The 16,551-nt window shown below is 61.8% G+C and carries 14 protein-coding genes and 1 pseudogene; 3 read left to right on the top strand and 12 right to left on the bottom strand.

All coding sequences use genetic code 11. The features are described 5' to 3' along the window. Positions 1–43: 43 nt before the first annotated feature. The 9 genes from nosZ to norR all read right to left on the bottom strand — a co-directional run bounded on the left by nosZ (position 44) and on the right by norR (position 11,054). Entirely contained in the window at positions 44–1,966 is a 1,923-nt protein-coding gene (gene nosZ / locus ACZRJ6_RS13965) for a TAT-dependent nitrous-oxide reductase (RefSeq protein WP_463968705.1), read from the bottom strand. Positions 1,967–1,994: 28 nt separating this feature from the next. Continuing rightward, positions 1,995–4,181 (bottom strand): transcriptional regulator NosR, encoded by a 2,187-nt coding sequence (gene nosR / locus ACZRJ6_RS13960; RefSeq protein ID WP_463968706.1) that lies wholly within the window; start codon positions 4,179–4,181, stop codon positions 1,995–1,997. A 311-nt stretch (positions 4,182–4,492) separates the two neighbouring features. Beyond that, positions 4,493–4,963 carry a ubiquinone anaerobic biosynthesis accessory factor UbiT gene (ubiT, locus tag ACZRJ6_RS13955; RefSeq protein ID WP_463968707.1) on the bottom strand — a complete coding sequence of 157 codons (471 nt, stop codon included), beginning with the start codon at positions 4,961–4,963 and terminating at the stop codon, positions 4,493–4,495. Then, a complete protein-coding gene (locus ACZRJ6_RS13950) occupies positions 4,957–5,847 on the bottom strand; it encodes a U32 family peptidase (RefSeq protein WP_463968708.1) in 891 nt (296 codons plus the stop codon). Before ACZRJ6_RS13950 ends, ubiT begins: the two co-directional genes overlap by 7 nt. A gap of 10 nt (positions 5,848–5,857) precedes the next feature. Beyond that, entirely contained in the window at positions 5,858–6,853 is a 996-nt protein-coding gene (ubiU, locus tag ACZRJ6_RS13945; protein WP_463968709.1) for a ubiquinone anaerobic biosynthesis protein UbiU, read from the bottom strand. A 55-nt stretch (positions 6,854–6,908) separates the two neighbouring features. Further along, positions 6,909–8,144, bottom strand: a complete 1,236-nt coding sequence (locus tag ACZRJ6_RS13940) for a molybdopterin molybdotransferase MoeA (RefSeq protein ID WP_463968710.1) — start codon at positions 8,142–8,144, stop codon at positions 6,909–6,911. After that, entirely contained in the window at positions 8,141–8,695 is a 555-nt protein-coding gene (gene moaB / locus ACZRJ6_RS13935; RefSeq protein WP_463968711.1) for a molybdenum cofactor biosynthesis protein B, read from the bottom strand. Before moaB ends, ACZRJ6_RS13940 begins: the two co-directional genes overlap by 4 nt. A 91-nt stretch (positions 8,696–8,786) precedes the next feature. Continuing rightward, positions 8,787–9,434: a pyridoxamine 5'-phosphate oxidase gene (gene pdxH, locus ACZRJ6_RS13930; protein WP_463968712.1), complete on the bottom strand. Its 648-nt coding sequence runs from the start codon at positions 9,432–9,434 to the stop codon at positions 8,787–8,789. A 99-nt stretch (positions 9,435–9,533) separates the two neighbouring features. After that, on the bottom strand, positions 9,534–11,054 hold the full coding sequence (gene norR / locus ACZRJ6_RS13925; protein WP_463968713.1) for a nitric oxide reductase transcriptional regulator NorR: 1,521 nt from the start codon (positions 11,052–11,054) through the stop codon (positions 9,534–9,536). A 170-nt stretch (positions 11,055–11,224) separates the two neighbouring features. Here norR and ACZRJ6_RS13920 point away from each other — a divergent pair. Then, positions 11,225–11,680: pseudogene (locus ACZRJ6_RS13920) on the top strand (hemerythrin domain-containing protein); the annotation flags it as partial. A gap of 40 nt (positions 11,681–11,720) precedes the next feature. Here ACZRJ6_RS13920 and ACZRJ6_RS13915 read toward each other — a convergent pair. Next, entirely contained in the window at positions 11,721–12,152 is a 432-nt protein-coding gene (locus tag ACZRJ6_RS13915) for a hypothetical protein (protein ID WP_133101012.1), read from the bottom strand. A 10-nt stretch (positions 12,153–12,162) separates the two neighbouring features. Continuing rightward, a complete protein-coding gene (locus tag ACZRJ6_RS13910; RefSeq protein ID WP_463968714.1) occupies positions 12,163–13,353 on the bottom strand; it encodes an NnrS family protein in 1,191 nt (396 codons plus the stop codon). Positions 13,354–13,825: 472 nt separating this feature from the next. Here ACZRJ6_RS13910 and ACZRJ6_RS13905 point away from each other — a divergent pair, with 472 nt between their 5' ends. Together ACZRJ6_RS13905 and ACZRJ6_RS13900 are read left to right on the top strand one after the other, a co-directional pair. Further along, positions 13,826–14,509: a Crp/Fnr family transcriptional regulator gene (locus ACZRJ6_RS13905; protein WP_463968715.1), complete on the top strand. Its 684-nt coding sequence runs from the start codon at positions 13,826–13,828 to the stop codon at positions 14,507–14,509. 5 nt (positions 14,510–14,514) lie between these two features. Further along, positions 14,515–14,706: a protein DnrP gene (locus tag ACZRJ6_RS13900; RefSeq protein ID WP_463968880.1), complete on the top strand. Its 192-nt coding sequence runs from the start codon at positions 14,515–14,517 to the stop codon at positions 14,704–14,706. On the opposite strand, the gene ACZRJ6_RS13895 is transcribed toward ACZRJ6_RS13900, so the two are convergent. Then, a complete protein-coding gene (locus tag ACZRJ6_RS13895) occupies positions 14,700–16,541 on the bottom strand; it encodes a nitric oxide reductase activation protein NorD (protein WP_463968716.1) in 1,842 nt (613 codons plus the stop codon). The genes ACZRJ6_RS13900 and ACZRJ6_RS13895 overlap by 7 nt on opposite strands. Between the last annotated feature and the right edge of the window lie 10 nt (positions 16,542–16,551).

Genomic DNA, 16,551 nt, shown 5'->3' with positions numbered 1-16,551 from the left:
CCTCGCTAAAGCTCGACAACTGCTACGTTAGCCGCCTAAGCCGTCAGGCCCGTTCGACCAACATCCGCCCGACCATTTCCATATGCAGTGCATGGCAGAACCAGCTGCAGTAGTACCAATGCAGGCCGGGCTTATCAGCGATAAAGGTGATCGACGACGTCTGCTGCGGGCTGATTTCCATGCTCACGCCGTGGTTGGTCATGACAAAGCCATGGGTCACGTCTTCGATCTGGTCGATGTTGGTGATGGTCACGGTGACTTCATCGCCGTGCTTGACGGTGAACTCCGTCAGGCCGTAGGTCGGAGCCATGGAGGTCATGTACACCCGTACTTTCTTGCCGTCGCGGATGACCTTGTTGTCGGTCTCCAGCTTGATACCGTCCTTGGCCGCGATGGCCACGGTTTCGGCGAAGAACGGGTCGTTACGCTCCCAGATTTTCTTGGTCTTGATCTGGTCACGGCGGGCCATGACGCAGTCGTGGGGTTCGGCAAAGGCCGGGCCGTCGTGGACCAGCTTCATCTCGTCGCCGGAAATGTCGATCAACTGGTCGTTTTCCGGGTGCAGTGGCCCGGTTGGCAGGAAGCGGTCCTTGGAGAACTTGCTGAGCACCACCAGCCATTGGCCGTCGGCATCGCGGGTTTCCGTCAGCGAGGCGTGGTTGTGGCCCGGTTGGTATTGCACATCGAGTTTCTGCTTGATGTAGTTGACCTTCTCACCACCGTAGGCGCGGATGGCTTCGGCGATGTTCCACTTGACCACCTGGCTGTCGATAAACAGCGTGGTGTAGGCAAAACCCCGCCCGTCGTAGGTGGTGTGCAACGGGCCCAGGCCCAGTTCCGGCTCGCCGACCACCACGCCACGCGGGTCCTTGATCTTGTCACTGAACAGGTCGTCGAGCTTGTCGATGGCGATGATGGTGCACGTCGGCGACAGCTTGCCGTTGGCGATAAAGTATTTGCCGTCCGGCGAAGTGTTGCAGCCGTGGGGGTTCTTCGGTACCGGGATGTAGCGGGTAAACTCGCTGTCTTTGCCGTCGTCGCCCTTGCGCCCGTCGACCACCGGCACCTTGACGCCATCGAGGTTGATGAACTTGCCAGCCTTGATCGCCGCTTCGATGCGCGGGATGTTGAACACCACCACCCAGTCGCGCTCGTTGCGCATCATGCCGCCCAGGTCGGAGGCTTTCTCCGAGTTGTAGCAGGTGGCGGCCGCGTACTTGCCGGTGTAGTCGGCGTCGGCGTTGTCGAGGTTGCCGTCGACGATGACCTGGAAGGCCATCTCCATTTTCTCGGCATCGATGACGTTGAACATGGTGAAACTGTTCTTGTCCTGCAAATCGAAGGAGTGGCCGTCGTTAGGGTGCGGAATGATGAACTCGGCATTGCAGAACACGTACTTGGTGTACGGCACCTTTTGCAGGCGCAGGCCATGAATGGCCTGGGCGTTGGGCACGGTGAGAATCTTGTCGCACTTCATGATGTCCAGGCGAATCCGTGCGACCCGGGTGTTGGCCTTGTCATTGATGAACAGGTATTTGCCGTCGTACTTGCCGTCGGTGGTAGACAGGTGCGGGTGGTGGCAATCGCCGTTCTGGTACTTGGCGCCCTCCCCCAGGATGCGCTTGCTTTCGTTGGTCAGGCCCCAGCCGGTGGCGGAATCGACGTTGAATACCGGGATGCGCATCAGCTCGCGCATCGACGGAATGCCCATTACGCGCACTTCGCCCTGATGGCCACCGCTCCAGAATCCGTAGTACTGGTCCAACTCCCCTGGCCCAACGTGGATTTTCGACTTGGCTTCCTTGGCCGCTGCGGCGAAGGACTCACGAGTAAACACTGTGCCTCCAAGGGCCGTAGCACCCGCCAGTACCGCGCCGGTGATGGCACCAGTGCCTAGAAAACCACGCCGGCTCAGGCCTTCGGGTTCCGGGGCTTGCCCTGGTTTTTTCGATTCTGTGTCGTTCATGGGATGCTCCTTGAGAGAATAAAAACAATCACTGAGATTCGGACGTAGGCACCTGCACCACCGGTATCAACTGCGCGCCGACGGCGGCGGCCTTATTGCGTTTCTTGCGCTTATTGATCAGTGGCGGGCATTTGTTGTCGTTGTGCCAGGTCATCTGGCAATCGAGGCAGTAGTGGCATTCATTGGCGTTGATATGGCCGTCGGGGTGGATCGCCTGGATCTCACATTCCTTGGCGCACAGTTGGCAGGGATCGCCACACTCCTTGCGTCGTTTCAACCAGTCGAACAGGCGAAATTTGCTCGGAATCGCCAGCGCCGCGCCCAGTGGGCAGAGGTAGCGGCAATAGACCTTGCGGGTGAAGATGTTGATGACCAGCAGCGCCACGGCGTAGAGCACAAACCACCACTGGCGGTCGAACTTGAGGGTGATGGCGGTCTTGAAGGGTTCCACTTCGGCAAACATCTCGGCGCTGGACATCGACTCCAGGGAAATGCCAAACAGCAGCAACAGGATCAGGTACTTGATCGCCCACAACCGTTCATGGACAGCAAAGGGCAACTCGTATTGGCGAATCTTCAGCTTGCGGGCGGCTTCGTTGATCAGCTCCTGCAAGGCGCCGAACGGGCACAGCCAGCCGCAGAAAACGCCACGGCCCCACAGCAGGATGCTGGCGGCGGTGAACACCCACAGCATGAAAATCAACGGATCGGTGAGGAACAGCTCCCAGCGAAACTGCTGGAACAGCGCATGGACGAAGGTCAGTACGTTAACCACCGATAACTGCCCCAGGGCGTACCAGCCGATAAACACCACGGTGAATACCAGGTAGCCTCGGCGCACCCAGTGCAGCAAGCGGGGCCGGCGCGCCAGGCTGTCCTGCAGAAACAGGATCACCGTGAGCAGCACCAGCGCAGCACCGAGCACCAGAATCTGGAACTGCTTCTGGTACCAGATGGTCAGCCACATCGGCCGGTTGGCTTCCTCGATGGCGGCCTGCTCGGCGGCCGTGGGCAGTGGCCGTTCCAGGTACTGCTCGGGCATCTGGTAAGGCAATTCGAAACTGCTGAACGTGCCGCTGACCGGGCCAGTCTGACGTCGCACCAACAGCTCCAGGGTCCAGGGCGAACCGGGATCGAAACCGGCTTGGGGCCGCACGGTAAACACCGACATTTCGTCGAACTCAGGTATGCCCTGGGCGAACACGTCGTAGACCCGCTGGTGGTCCATGTCGCGGAAGCTGATGACATTGCCAAACTGGCGCAATTGCACCCGATCGAAAATTCCGCCGCGCACATACCCCGAACCCTTGAAGGAAAACAGCCCGCGCCCCAGCACGGCGATGGCTTGCTCGCCGGGCTTGAGGCCTTGCATCAGCACGCGGTATTGATCATCCCCCAGCAGGTTGCGGCCGATGCTCGGTGGGTTGATGTCAGCGACATACAGGTCAATAAACGTCTCATCGATCTGATCGACGCTGGCAACTTCGACACCTTCGGCTTCGGTGCCCTTGAACGCGGCGTCCACCTGGCCACGAGTCAGGTTGAGGCTGCGGATGGCGCCATTGCCGGTCAGTTGCTGCCAGGTGGCGGGTTCATAATTGTCGGTGCGTATGAGGGCGACTTTTTGCGCTGTGCTGGCCTTGTCTTCGATCAGTTTGAGAGAGACGGCTACCTCATGGGCGGCACGCATGATCACTTCGTTAACCACCATGGCCGTCACCGTTGCACCGGCGATGGCATCTACCGTCACCGCCTTCACATCACTGGAGCGACCCACCACCACGCGCTGGTTGACCTTGATGCCGGAGTAATGGGCGGTGAAGTCGTGGAGTCTGGCTTCGGGAATGCCGATCAGCAGGATCGGTTCGTGGTGTTCCAGCACAAAGGCATCGCGGATCGTGCCTGTCGGGTCGAGGATGACTTGGGTGTTGATGGGTTTGCCGGAATAGGCCGGGATATCCACCACGTCCAGGCTTTGGAACACGTAGCCGATGATCTTGCCGGCTGCTGATAACGTGCGGACGTTGAACTTGCCTTCGGGGGTGGAGACGGTGTCGACCTGGGGGAAGATTTTTTCGATGCGTTGTTGTTCGATGTCGCCGTAGGGTTTGGCCTGGACGGGTTCCAAGGCCGTGAAGAACAGCACCAGGAAAACCAGCCAAATGACCGAACTTGAAGCCACTTTTGCGAATAACGAGGGTTGGAGGCTGCTCATGAATTCACTGCCTTCAACGGCCGGAATGTGAGACCGATGGTAGGTGGCAGGCGGTCAGATGGCCCTTGATTGAAATCAAGTTAGGCCGCGACCTGGGGATTGGCGGTGCGGCATTTTGGCGCATAGCGGCTTGGTAGCCGACTGCCAATCAGCCCCCTTTAGGAGCGATCTTGCTCGCGAAGGTCGTGAACGCTAACGCGGGTTTGCGGGTTAACCGCGGCGCTCTCGAGTTTTTCGCGAGCAAGCTCGTTCCTACAGTAGTGGGGTTAACTGATCGGCTTTAGCCCAACTACCGGTGTTTTTCAAGGTAGCTACAAAGCCGCCAACCCCTTCCCCGCCCGCTCCAGATTGCGCCACAGCCAGGGTGGCAATACATCGGGGTCCAGGCTGTCGATAAGGTTCTTGAGCCCCAACCCCAACTCCGTATCCCCCTCGATCACCAACCGCCGCCGGAAAAACAGCGTATCCGGATCCTCCTGCCGACTGGCCAGCAACAAAAACTCCCGCCAGTTGCCACTGATCGTGACCTGGGCCTCGGCCCGTTCGGCAATACGCAATCCGTCGTGCCCCAGGGTCAGGTACCAGCACAACCCCAGGTCAGGGATGCGCAGGCACATCCAGCGCCCGCGCAACAGCTCAAAACCACCGTCACGCAACGGCTCCGCCAGGCAACGATTAAGGCCCTGCTGCAACGCCAACCGCTGCACCGCAAACGGTACCTTGCGCATCAGCGGCAATATCCGGTCGGCGCCTTTGAGCAGCCATTGTTTGCGACTCAACACAGGCCTGCCTCCTCAACCCGCAACATCCCGGCCTGGCCATGCCAATAGCCATTGCAACCTTCGACAAACAGCGGCGGCGTAGCGCCCTGACGTACCTGATCAAACGCCTCGACGATACCCGCCGTGCCCTGGGCCCTGGGGCTCAAACGCAGCATGTCGGCACCACAACTCACCAGCCCCGGATAGTCCGCCAGCAGGTTGGTCACCTCTGCCGACATGGTTTGAATGCCATTGAGGGTAAACAGCGCCTGCCCTTCCTGGCTGGTCAACGCCATGCCGTCCGGGTAATTGATGCAGCAGAACAGGCAGTCATCCTTGGGCCGGTTTTCCGCACGTGCAGTGAAGCAGCGCGCCGAATAGGCCAGGGGCAAATGCCCGTAGGCGAAGATTTCCACTTCAGGCAGCGGGCGCCCCAGTTCGCTGACTTGTGCCAACACGTCGCTGATCAAGGCGCGGGAGCATTCCACTGGCGGCACCCAACGCACCATGCCTGCATCCAGCAATTGCACCAGCGCATGGCCGTTATACAAATTGAGCGCCGGGCCGCCCACAAAGGGCAGCTTGCGGTCGGCAAGAAATTGCACTGCGCCCATGTCGTTGGCTTCCACCAACAACTGGCCGTTGTCGCACAGGCGACGCAGACTCGACAGTTCCGAAGCCGCCTCAATCAACGTCAGGCTCGACAGCACGATTTGCGCCGAGCCTGCGGCCTCTAGCTCGCGCCCCAGGCCCAGCCATTGATCCAGGTTGAATGCCCGGCGCTTGGAGCACACGGTTTCCCCCAGGTAGATCACGTCCAGAGGCAGCTCAGCCATCTCGCTGTAGAACTGCCCCAGCTGTTGCTTATCCCAATAAAACAGCACCGGTCCCAGGCTGAGTTTCATGTATGTGCCCTCATTGCCACGATCGATGGTAAGCGCCCAGGGTGGTCTGGCTGCCTTCGGAGAGACCCGCCAGCGCCTGGCGCCACTGGTCCTTGACCACAAACTTGGCGGGCGCGATTCGGTGGGCGTCCAGCGCGGCGCGCCAGACTCGGGTGACTTGTTCGACGTAGGCCGGGCTGCGTTGTCGGCCTTCGATTTTTATCGCTTGGACGCCGATGGCGGTGAGTTCCGGCAACAGGTCCAGGGTGTCGAGGCTGGTGGGCTCTTCCAAGGCGTGGAAACGCTTGCCGCCCACCATGAAGCGGCCCTTGCACAGGGTCGGATAACCGGCGGGTTCATCCGGCGTGTAGCGGTCGATCAGCACTTCACTGAGGCGCGCCGTCAGGCCCTCGGCATCGTTGCTCCAGCGCACGGCCTTGGCCGGCGAGCACACGCCACACAGGTTTGGTGACTCACCGGTGATGTACGAAGACAAGTGGCAACGCCCCTCGGCCATGATACACAGGCTGCCAAAACCGAACACTTCAATGGGCACCGAGCTGCTGGCAGCCACTTGCTTGACCTGGGCCAGGGACAACACCCGAGGCAGCACCGCGCGTCGAATACCGTAGCGCTCGGCGTAGAACTGCAACGCGGCGGCATGGGTTGCCGACCCCTGGACCGACAGGTGCAAGGCCATCTGCGGATGCCGTTTGCTGGCGTAGTTGAGCACCCCTGGGTCGCCGGCAATCAGCGCGTCGACGCCATGGTCAGCCGCCCGGTCCACCGCCCGCTGCCATCGCTCCCAGCCCTTGGGTTGCGGGTAGGTATTGACCGCGACATACAGCTTGCGCTGGTGCTCACGGATATGGGCGACGGCACCGTCGAACTGTTTGTCGTCCATGTTCAGACCGGCGAAATGCCGAGCGTTGGTGTCGTCGCGAAAACCGACATACACCGCATCGGCACCTTGGCGCACCGCCGCTTTAAGCGCAGGCAGATTCCCTGCCGGGCAGACCAGTTGCATGGTGACTCCTCATCGAAAAAAGCATCGTATAGCCCATGTAGGAACAAGCTCGCGCCTACATCATCAATTCGGCGAAGGGCATGAATCGCACCAGCGCCCCCTTGTCGATCAACTGCTCGCGCTCCACCACCGCCAGGCCATCGGCCCAGCAAGCGGCGCTCAACATGGCCGAGCTTTGCCTTGGATGCAGCGTCACCCGTGCCTGACCATCGGTACCCGGGCTCAACCGTGCGCGCAGGTATTGCCGGCGCTTGTTGCGTTGGGTCCACTCGAAATCGGCTGGCAACAGCACCGGCAGCGGCGTGACGTCAGTCACCCCTTGGGCCCGCAGCAGAAACGGACGCACCACCACCAGCGCGGTGATCAGCGCTGCCGACGGATTGCCTGGCAAACCGATCCACGGTTTGCCGGCGACGTCACCAAAAGCCAGGGGTTTGCCGGGCTGGATTGCCAGGCGCCAGAAGTCCACGCGGCCCAATTCCTTGATCGCCTGTTTCAGATGGTCTTCCTCACCCACCGAAACGCCGCCAGAGGTCAGCAGCAGGTCGCATTCCGATGAGGCCAGGCTCAGGGCGTCGCGGCTGGCGGCCAGTTCGTCGGCCATGACGCCGTAGTCATGCACCTCCACGCCCCAGCCCTTCAACAACGCCGCCAGACAATACCTATTGCTGTTGTAAATCTGCCCCGGCGCCAGGTGATCGCCGGGGTCGCGCAGTTCGTCGCCGCTGCTCAGCAGGCACACCCGCAAGGGTCGGTAGACCTTGATATGGCCCAATCCAGCCGCTGCCAGCAGGCCCAATTCCTGTGCCCGCAGACGCTTGCCGGTCGCCAACAGCAACTGGCCCTGATGCACTTCTTCGCCCTGTTTGCGCACATGCTCACCGGCACGCATCGGCGGGCACCAGATGCGCTGGCCGTAGACTCGGCAGCGCTCTTGAGGGACCACGGTGTCGGCGCCGGCCGGCAATGGCGCGCCGGTAAAAATGCGCATGGCTTGCCCGCTGGACAATCCCGTAGCCGCTTCCGTTCCGGCGGCAATGCGCCCGGCCAGGCGTAGGTAGCCGCCCTCGGACGGCAGATCAGCCGCGCACAAGGCGTAACCGTCCATGGCGCTGTTGTCCCAGGCCGGTAGGTTCAGCGGGGAAAAAATATCGCAGGCCAATACCCGGCCCAACGCCTGGTCCAGCTTTATTTGTTGAGTCGAAGGCGCCAGCGGCGCCAGGGCCAACAACCGTTCGATGGCGTCGTCCACCGGGGTCAACTCACCGCTTTCACACACGGATGTGCTCATGGTCGCGCCTCACAGGGTTCAAGCTGCTGCTGCGCCTGGATTTTGAGGTGCGGGGCGAAATTGCACGGCCCGGTGCGGCTGTCCAATTGCCCCGAGAGGATTTTGTCCCATGCCGTGCGGCAAGCACCCGGCGAACCCGGTATGCAGCACACCAACACGCCATTGCTCATACCCGCCAGGGCGCGGGACTGCAGGGTCGACATGCCGATCTCCGCCAGGGAAACCTGACGGAACAGTTCACCAAAACCGTCGACGTGCTTGTCCAGCAGCGGCAGTACCGCTTGCGGGGTGTTGTCTCGGGCAGTGAAACCGGTGCCGCCGGTGGTGAGGATCACCTGCACCTGCGGGTCGGCGATCCATTGCGAGATACGCGCGCGAATCTGGTAGATATCGTCCACCACCAAGGCCCGCTCGATCAGTTCGTGACCTGCTCCTTGCAGCCGATCGCACAGGGTCTGCCCGGAGGTGTCGGTGTCAAAGGTGCGGGTATCGCTGATGGTGAGTACCGCAATGTTCAGTGAAGCAAAGTCGCGTTGGGTCAAATGTGCCATGGTCAAAATCTCGGGATAAATGAGCAATGGGCCCAGCCTGCACTGCATCCGCATGCGGGCCTATTCCTCCAAGGAGGTACCTCCGCTGGGTTCAGGGTGCCAATCGCGTGCGCTGCCATGCGCCTTGTTCCAGGCGATAGTCGAGGCGGTCGTGGAGGCGGTCGGCGCGTCCTTGCCAGAATTCCACGCGCTCGGGGTGCAGGCACCAGCCACCCCACGCCTCGGGACGCGGCGGCTGGTGCCCGGCAAAGCGTTGGGTCACTTCTCGCAGACGGCTTTCCAGCTCGGTGCGATGGGCCAGGGGCTGGCTTTGCGGTGAGGCCCAGGCGCCGAGCTGACTGGCCATAGGTCGAGCGTGGAAGTATTCATCGGACAGCTCCGGCGCCAGACGCGAGATCGTGCCTTCGATGCGCACCTGGCGCTCCAGGCCGGGCCAGAAGAAAGTCATGGCGGCGCTGGGGTTGCTCGCCAGATCAAAGCCCTTGCCACTCAGGTAATTGCCGAAGAAGGTAAAACCCTGGTCACTGAAGCCCTTGAGCAAGATGATTCGGCAATGGGCGCGGCCTTCGCTGTCCACCGTGGCCAGGGCCATGCTGTTGGCTTCCACCGGGGCTGCTTCAGTTGTGCGTGCCTGCTCCAGCCACTGGCCAAAAAAGGCGATGGGATCGTCCTGCGCCAACTCGTCCCGCAAGCCATACAGGGTGTAGTTGCGGCGCATTTGTGCGAGGGAAAGGGGCATGGGGCAAACCTCCAGAAAGTTCACCGCAGTCTGATCAGCCCACGTGTGCAACACCTTGACCGCGATCAACTGCGCGCTGCGTCATGGGGTCGCAGGAAGCTACTTGAGCCCCAGGCGCCGGGCCAGTTTGTGCAGGTTACTTGAGTCCAGCCCCAACAACCGCGCAGCACTGGCCCAGTTATCGCCGGACAGGCCCAGGGCCTGGCGGATTTTCTGGCGCTGGCATTCGTCCACCGCCTCTCCCAGGGATTGAAAGGCTTGCGGCGGCGCCTGCTGAACCAGGGCCTGAGGCGCGACAGCACTGCTATCGAGGTCCAGCAGGCCGGCTTCCAGGGTCATGATCTCGCTGCGATTGCCACCACGGCTCAGTTGTTTGAGGGCGGCACGGCTGATCACATGCTCCAGCTCGCGCACATTGCCCGGCCAGCCATAACCGAGCAGCGCCTGTTCGGCTGCAGGCGACAGGCGCAGCCCGCGCAGGCCAAGCCGGGCACGATTGAGTTCGAGGAAATGCCCGGCCAGCAGCAGCACGTCGTGGCCGCGCTCACGCAGCGGCGGAATCGGTACCGGGTACACCGAAAGCCGGTGATACAGGTCGGCGCGAAACAGTCCGCTGCGGATACTGTCCGGCAGATGGCGGTTGGTGGCGGCAATGATGCGCACGTCCACATGCAACGGTTTATCAGCCCCCAGGCGCTGGATCTCGCCATTTTGCAAGGTACGCAAAAGCTTGGCCTGGACACTGAGGGGTAACTCGCCGACCTCATCAAGAAACAACGTGCCGCCATTGGCCGCATCAAAACGCCCGGCGCGGTCGCTGGTGGCGCCAGAAAAGGCGCCTTTGACGTGACCGAACAGCTCACTCTCGGCCAATGATTCCGGCAGTGCCGCGCAATTGACCTGGATCAGCGGCTTGTGGCTGCGCCGCGACAGCCGATGCAGGCGGCGGGCGAACAGTTCCTTGCCCACTCCGGTTTCCCCCAGCAACAGCACCGGCAAGTCGGAGTCGGCGAGCACATCCAGTTCGTTGAGCAACTGGTGCAGGACCGGGCTTTGCCCGAGGATTTCGCCGTCTTCGACGTTGGGCAAGCCCTCGCCGAGGTCGCTGCGAGACAGGCGCAGGCTGCGATTTTCCTGCTCCAGGCGCGTGACCCGCACCGCCGCTTCGATCTGCAGGGTGCAGCGCTTGAGCTGGTCGCGGGCACTGGCGTCGAACGTGCCGGCGTGCAGCGCATCGAGGGTGATCGCGCCCCAGGGCCGGCCTTCGACAAACAGGCTTACGCCCATGCAGTCATGCACCGGCAGCGGCTCGCCGACCAGGGTGTCCAGCAGGCCGTCGTAAGGGTCAGGCAGGCGGCTGTCGGGCTCGAACCAAGTGGGCTCGCGGGACGCCATGATCGCCGCCAACCGTGGATGCTGGGCAATCACAAAACGCCGGCCAAGGGCTTCATGGACCAGGCCGACGGTGGCCACCGGGCGCAGGCTGTCGTCGCCATCCAGGCGCAGCAGGCCGACGGCGCCGCTGTTGAAGTATTCACGCAGGGTCTGCACCAGCCGTTGCAGGCGCACGGCATTGGGCAGTTCGACAATCAGGTCGGCCGACAGACTTTCACGCAGCATGGTCATAATTACCCTTGTATGGTCGGTTCTACCCTGCAGCATCAGGGTGATCCTGACCACCACAAATAACTAAGCGTTAATTTTCAATAGGTTGGAGGTGGCACAGAGGATGCAATAACGGACTCATTCGTCCACATTTATGAGGAAGCCTGATGAACCCGACCACCTTGCCCCAGGAACAATTGATAGAGCATCTGCTGGAGCGTTATCACACCCGCCACCGCGAGCAACTGCCGGAGCTGATCCGCCTGGCCTGCCGCGTCGAACAGGTCCACGGTGAGCACAGCCATTGCCCCAACGGTTTGGCCGACCTGCTGCGCGACATCCGTCAGGAACTAGAGGGCCATATGCTCAAGGAGGAACAGGTGCTGTTCCCGATGCTGAACATGGGCATGGGGGCCCACGCCGCGCCGCCGATTCAGGTGATGCGTTATGAGCATGAGCAACATGGCCAGGCCCTGGAGCAACTGCTGGCACTGACCGACCAGATCAAGCCGCCGGCCGGTGCCTGCAATACCTGGCGCACCTTGTACCAAGGGCTGGAGGTGTTTCACTGCGACCTGCTGGAGCATATTCATCTGGAAAATGATGTGTTGTTTGTTCGGGCGTTGAATCCAAGCATATGAGCCACCTGTGGCGAGCGGGCTCGCCACAATATGCCCGCGCTCAGCGCATCATCATCTTCGCCAGGATAACGATCAGCAGCATATGCCCCAGGATACTGCGGCGTATCCACATCGCCCGCGCCGGGCTTAGATGATCGCGCCCCAGCCAGTAAGCCAGCAGCAGGTAATGCCCGATGATGCTCACCGCCAGCACAATCTTGAGGCTCAACAGCGCCGCAAAATGACTGGCCCACGGCAAGCTCAACACCCCGCGGTATTGCCACGCCATTGCAATCCCGGCGCCGTATAACAGCACCACAACCCCGTGCAGCACCCGCCGCGAACGCCGGGCAATGGCCTGGTCCGAAGTCAGTTGCGCCGACCAGGCCAGTTCCTTGCGGGCGCTGTGCCAGATAAACACTTCGAAAAACAGCGTGCCAATAAAGGCAATCGCCGCCAGCAGATGCAAAATCAGTAACCCCGAATACAGCATTGTCGATCTCCTAGCCCGGATGGCCATCAACCCGCGTGCGCCACAGCATCGGGCCGTAGCGCCATACATAGATGCCAAGCCCTGCGGTCCAGCACAGGCCGGCCAGCCACAGCGCAGCGTAGGGCCAGAACAGCACCAGCACGACCCGGCTCAGACACGCAACGTTGAGCAGCACAAACGCCAGGGTCATGCCCGAGGGCGGCGCGAGGGCGCGGCCGGTGTGGCCCAGGCTGACCCGGGCGATCATCGCCAGAATCAAGCCACCCATCGCGCCAATCGTCAGTGCATGCACCGCCAGGCTCGGATTGAGCGGCACACCCACATGCCACAGCGCCATGCCCAAACACGCCACTGCCAGCCAGGCATAGGCCAGGTGCAATGACCAGAGCAGCGGCACACGCCACAGGCCCCGGTCATGCCAGCGCACCAAGCGCAGCAAGTGGCCCAGACCCAGCAGCGCGAACAAGATGCCAACCCAGGCACTGGCAACCGACGCCAGCCCGACGGCATACAGCAGCGCTACCAGGGCTGAGCCGATCAACAACAGATGATCGAGCCAGGGCCAGGGTTTTACCGCGTCGGTACGACCCAGGCCACGCTTGGTGAAAAACGGAATTACCCGCCCGCCGATCAAGCCCATCATCGCCGCCACCAGCCACAAGCCGGTCAACACCGACTGGCGCTGCCAGCCTTCATCGCCGCGCAGCAAGCCATACAGGGACAGGCCGTCGGCCAGGGTCAGCAGCAGCAATACCAACACAATCGGGTAGTTGCGCTGTTGCCGAACCTGCCACAGGGTCCAGCCCATCAACCCGGCGACCGCCAGGGGAAACGTCAATTCCAGCACCGCCAGCAGCGGCCACGGCAGGTTGAACAGCCAGGCCAGTCGTGCGGCCAGCCATATCGCCGCCAGCAGGCCCAGGGGCGTGCCGCTCAGGCCGGGACGACCGGTCCAGGTCTGAACGGCGGTCAGCAGGAAGCCGGCGATGATCGCCATGGCGAAGCCGAACAACAGTTCGTGACGGTGCCAGGCCAGCCAGCCACCCGCCGGCTGCCAGGCGCCGGTAGTGCCGGCCAGGGCCAGCAGCCACAACGGGATTGCCAGCAACGCCAACAGGCAGCCACCAAGGAAAAATGGCCGAAAGGCCAGACGAAATAACGGGGTAATCGACATTGCCTTGCGCCGATCCAGCACTTGCATACAACCACTCCTCAATTCGTTGCCGGCCCGATCATCCGGTATTGCCCGCGCATGGCCCTTGTCGCAGGTCAAGCTGGGTCAAGAGCGGTGGGATTAACCTTGGGGCCGTTGCCTGATGAGGTAGCAAGGGCTGGGCCACCCTGATCGGTATCGCTCCTGCTACGCCCGTTCAGGTTCGGGCTACGCCGAAGAGGGTAAAAATGACCATTTCGGGGTTAAAACAACCATAAACACCAAGGTCATTTTTACCCTTTTGCCGCTGCAGCCCTGAAATTACAAGGCTCCCCCCCCCTGGCCCGCCTCTTGCTCTACCCGGTTATCCCGTTAATACCTTGCCTCTCGGAGTTTCCATGAAAAAAGTCATCCAGCCCCTGGCCTGGTTCGTGATCCTCGGTTCAATGATGGCGGCGGCCAGTGGCCTGTCGTTGTTGCTCGTATGATCCCGTCCCTGTCGTGCCCCAAGGATGCGCCCATGGTTCTGCACCGCGTCCATCACCAGATCCTGCGCAGCCATCACCTATTCGAGCCGTTGAACGAGGAACAGATGGATGAGTTGATGTCCACCAGTCACTTGCTGAGCATAGACAAGGGCGAGCCGCTGTTTCGCCAGGGTGAACCAGCCGACTCGTTCTACTTCGTGATTGCCGGCGCGGTGAAGATCTACCGCTTGACCCCGGATGGCCAGGAGAAGGTCTTCGAAGTGATTGGCGAACGGCATACTTTCGCCGAGGCAATGATGCTGATGGACACCCCCAACTACGTGGCCTGCGCCGAAGCGGTGTGCCCCACGCAGTTGTATCGCCTGTCCAACGCCACCTACATGCGCCTGCTGCACAGCAACAGCCGCCTGACCTTCGCCCTGCTGGGCAAGCTGTGCGTGCGCCTGCACCAGCGGGTCAACGAGATCGAAACCCTGTCGCTAAAGAACGCCACCCACCGGGTGGTGCGCTACCTGCTCACGCAACTGGTGCGCCTGCACAGCATCGACAGCAGTTTCGAATTGCCCATGGCCAAGCAGTTAATCGCCGGGCACCTGTCGATCCAGCCGGAAACCTTCTCGCGGATCATTCGCCGGCTGATTGATGAAAAGATCATCACCCAGGACGGTCGGCAGATTGCCATTCTCGATCGCCCACGCCTGGAGCAATTTGAGTGAACGCAGTGCGCGTCTGTCTGTATTGCCAACATCCCAATGCGGTTGACGGTGAGCAGTGCGAGCATTGTTCCATGGCCCTGCCCGCCTCCAAGGCCAGCATCCAGGCCCGTAAACTCAAACGCTTCCAATGGTTTTGCCTGGGCCTGACGCTGTTTTGCATCGTCATGTTCTTTTGGCTGCCTCGGGACTTCTACTGACGCTCGGTCAACTGTCGATAGAGCTGAGGCAAGCGCAACGGCAACTGTTCCGGCTGACGGATCAGGGTGTAGCCGTGGGCGCCGAACATGTACGGCAAGTAATCCCCAGCCTGTTTGTCGATGGTGATGCAGAACGGGGTCAAGCCCTGACGCCGCGCCTCCACCACCGCCTGACGGGTGTCCTCGACGCCGTAACGCCCCTCATACAAATCCAGATCATTGGGCTTGCCATCGGTGAGTATCAGCAGCAGTTTGCGCCGCTGCTTGCAGCCACCCAGTAGTTGCGTGGCCTGGCGAATCGCCGCGCCCATGCGGGTGTAGTAGCCCGGTTTCAGCCCCTGGATACTGCCGCGCGTGCGGTCGTCGTAAGGCTGCTGGAATGACTTGAGTTGCTGCAGGCGCACTTGGTGCCGACGCAGGGAAGAAAAGCCATACAGGGCAAACGCATCCCCCAGGCCGGACAGGCTCTCACCAAACAGCAACAGGCTGTCGCGGATCACGTCGATGACCTTTTGCTCATCGTTCAAATGGGCGTCGGTGGACATCGACACGTCCGCCAGCAGCAGGCACGCCAAGTCGCGCCGGGTATGGCGCTGCTCCATGAACAGGCCACGGTCGGCACAGGGGCCGTGTTGACGCTCCACATGAAAATCCAGCCATGCCTGCAGGTCCAGTTCCGAGCCCTGGGGTTGTTGGCGCAGCCATTGGCGGTCGGTGCGCAGTTGTTGAAACTGGCGGCGCAAACGCTGGGCCTGGGGCAGCAAGCGCGCCGGCAATGGCTGTGGCTCACTATCCCTGGGCTGCATCAGTTGCAGGTTGACGAAGCCTTCCTGCAAGCGTTGCTGGCGGTAATCCCACTCGGGCAGCTTGATGCCTTCGCCCAAGGGAATGTCATCGACGTCGGCGGGCGGCAGATCCAGGTGCAGCTTCAAGCCGCCGCTCTTGCGCACGCGCTGGCGGGACAGGCTGAGCTGATCCAGGTCTTCGGCGACCCGTGCCGCATCCGGGTCCTGGCTGTCGTCGGACCAGCGATCGAGGTCGACGTGTTCGGTCCAACTGAACAGGTTTTCCAGGCGCACCACCAGCAGGCCACCGTCGCGGGTATTGTCGTCGACGCGGGTGGCGCGTTTGGGTGCGCCCTGCTGTTCGCCGGGGCTGGTGGCCAGGTCGTCGCCGTCATCCTCAAGGTCACCGGCCTGGGGGCTGTTGAGGTGCAAGGGTGGGTACAGCCACAAGGGCAATGGCCAGGCGGCCCGCTCACTGCGTGGCAGATCGCGGATGCTGCCGGGTTCACGCAGGGCTTTGCGCAGCGACTTTTCCAGGGCAGCTTCGCCGGGGTTGAGGCTGGCCGGATCGGGGCGCAGTTGAATGTGCGCGTCCACCAGCCGATGGTAGCTGGGGAGCATGGCCGGGTAGCGTTGCAGCAGCAGCCAGGTCCAGCGTTGATTGTCGCGCGCCCAATGGGTCATGGGGCCCGATTGCGCTGCCAGCAACGCCAGCCAGCGGTACAACTCGCGGTTCAGCGATGCATCGGGGAACACCGCCAGGCTCGCTGGCAGGCGCAGGCGACTACCGTCGCAGGACGCCAGCGGCGCTTGCTTGCAGGTACCGGCAATGCGCATCAACAGGTTGCGGCGCAGTAACAGATCACGCTCGCTGGCGGCTTCCAGGGAAATCCCGCTGGCGCCGCCCAGGGCGCGGAACAACAGGGCCAGGCTGCGTTGACGGTCGGCCAGATCAACCCGCGCTTCGGGGAAATCGGCACTGGCGTGCCGGGTGATAAAGCGGTGCCAGACACTGCCGACCCACTCTTCCAACTCAAGGGTAAAGGCCATGTGACGTGCT

The sequence above is a fragment of the Pseudomonas sp. C321 genome (genome assembly GCF_055407105.1).
This window is presented reverse-complemented; position numbering and strand designations above follow the sequence as displayed.

Excerpts from the sequence above, each read along its gene's own strand:
- nosZ (WP_463968705.1), bottom strand. The coding sequence starts at position 1,966 with ATGAACGACACAGAATCGAAAAAACCAGGGCAAGCCCCGGAACCCGAA.
- nosR (WP_463968706.1), bottom strand. The coding sequence starts at position 4,181 with ATGAGCAGCCTCCAACCCTCGTTATTCGCAAAAGTGGCTTCAAGTTCG.
- ACZRJ6_RS13950 (WP_463968708.1), bottom strand. The coding sequence starts at position 5,847 with ATGAAACTCAGCCTGGGACCGGTGCTGTTTTATTGGGATAAGCAACAG.
- ubiU (WP_463968709.1), bottom strand. The coding sequence starts at position 6,853 with ATGCAACTGGTCTGCCCGGCAGGGAATCTGCCTGCGCTTAAAGCGGCG.
- ACZRJ6_RS13940 (WP_463968710.1), bottom strand. The coding sequence starts at position 8,144 with ATGAGCACATCCGTGTGTGAAAGCGGTGAGTTGACCCCGGTGGACGAC.
- moaB (WP_463968711.1), bottom strand. The coding sequence starts at position 8,695 with ATGGCACATTTGACCCAACGCGACTTTGCTTCACTGAACATTGCGGTA.
- pdxH (WP_463968712.1), bottom strand. The coding sequence starts at position 9,434 with ATGCCCCTTTCCCTCGCACAAATGCGCCGCAACTACACCCTGTATGGC.
- norR (WP_463968713.1), bottom strand. The coding sequence starts at position 11,054 with ATGCTGCGTGAAAGTCTGTCGGCCGACCTGATTGTCGAACTGCCCAAT.
- ACZRJ6_RS13915 (WP_133101012.1), bottom strand. The coding sequence starts at position 12,152 with ATGCTGTATTCGGGGTTACTGATTTTGCATCTGCTGGCGGCGATTGCC.
- ACZRJ6_RS13910 (WP_463968714.1), bottom strand. The coding sequence starts at position 13,353 with ATGCAAGTGCTGGATCGGCGCAAGGCAATGTCGATTACCCCGTTATTT.
- ACZRJ6_RS13905 (WP_463968715.1), top strand. The coding sequence starts at position 13,826 with ATGGTTCTGCACCGCGTCCATCACCAGATCCTGCGCAGCCATCACCTA.
- ACZRJ6_RS13895 (WP_463968716.1), bottom strand. The coding sequence starts at position 16,541 with ATGGCCTTTACCCTTGAGTTGGAAGAGTGGGTCGGCAGTGTCTGGCAC.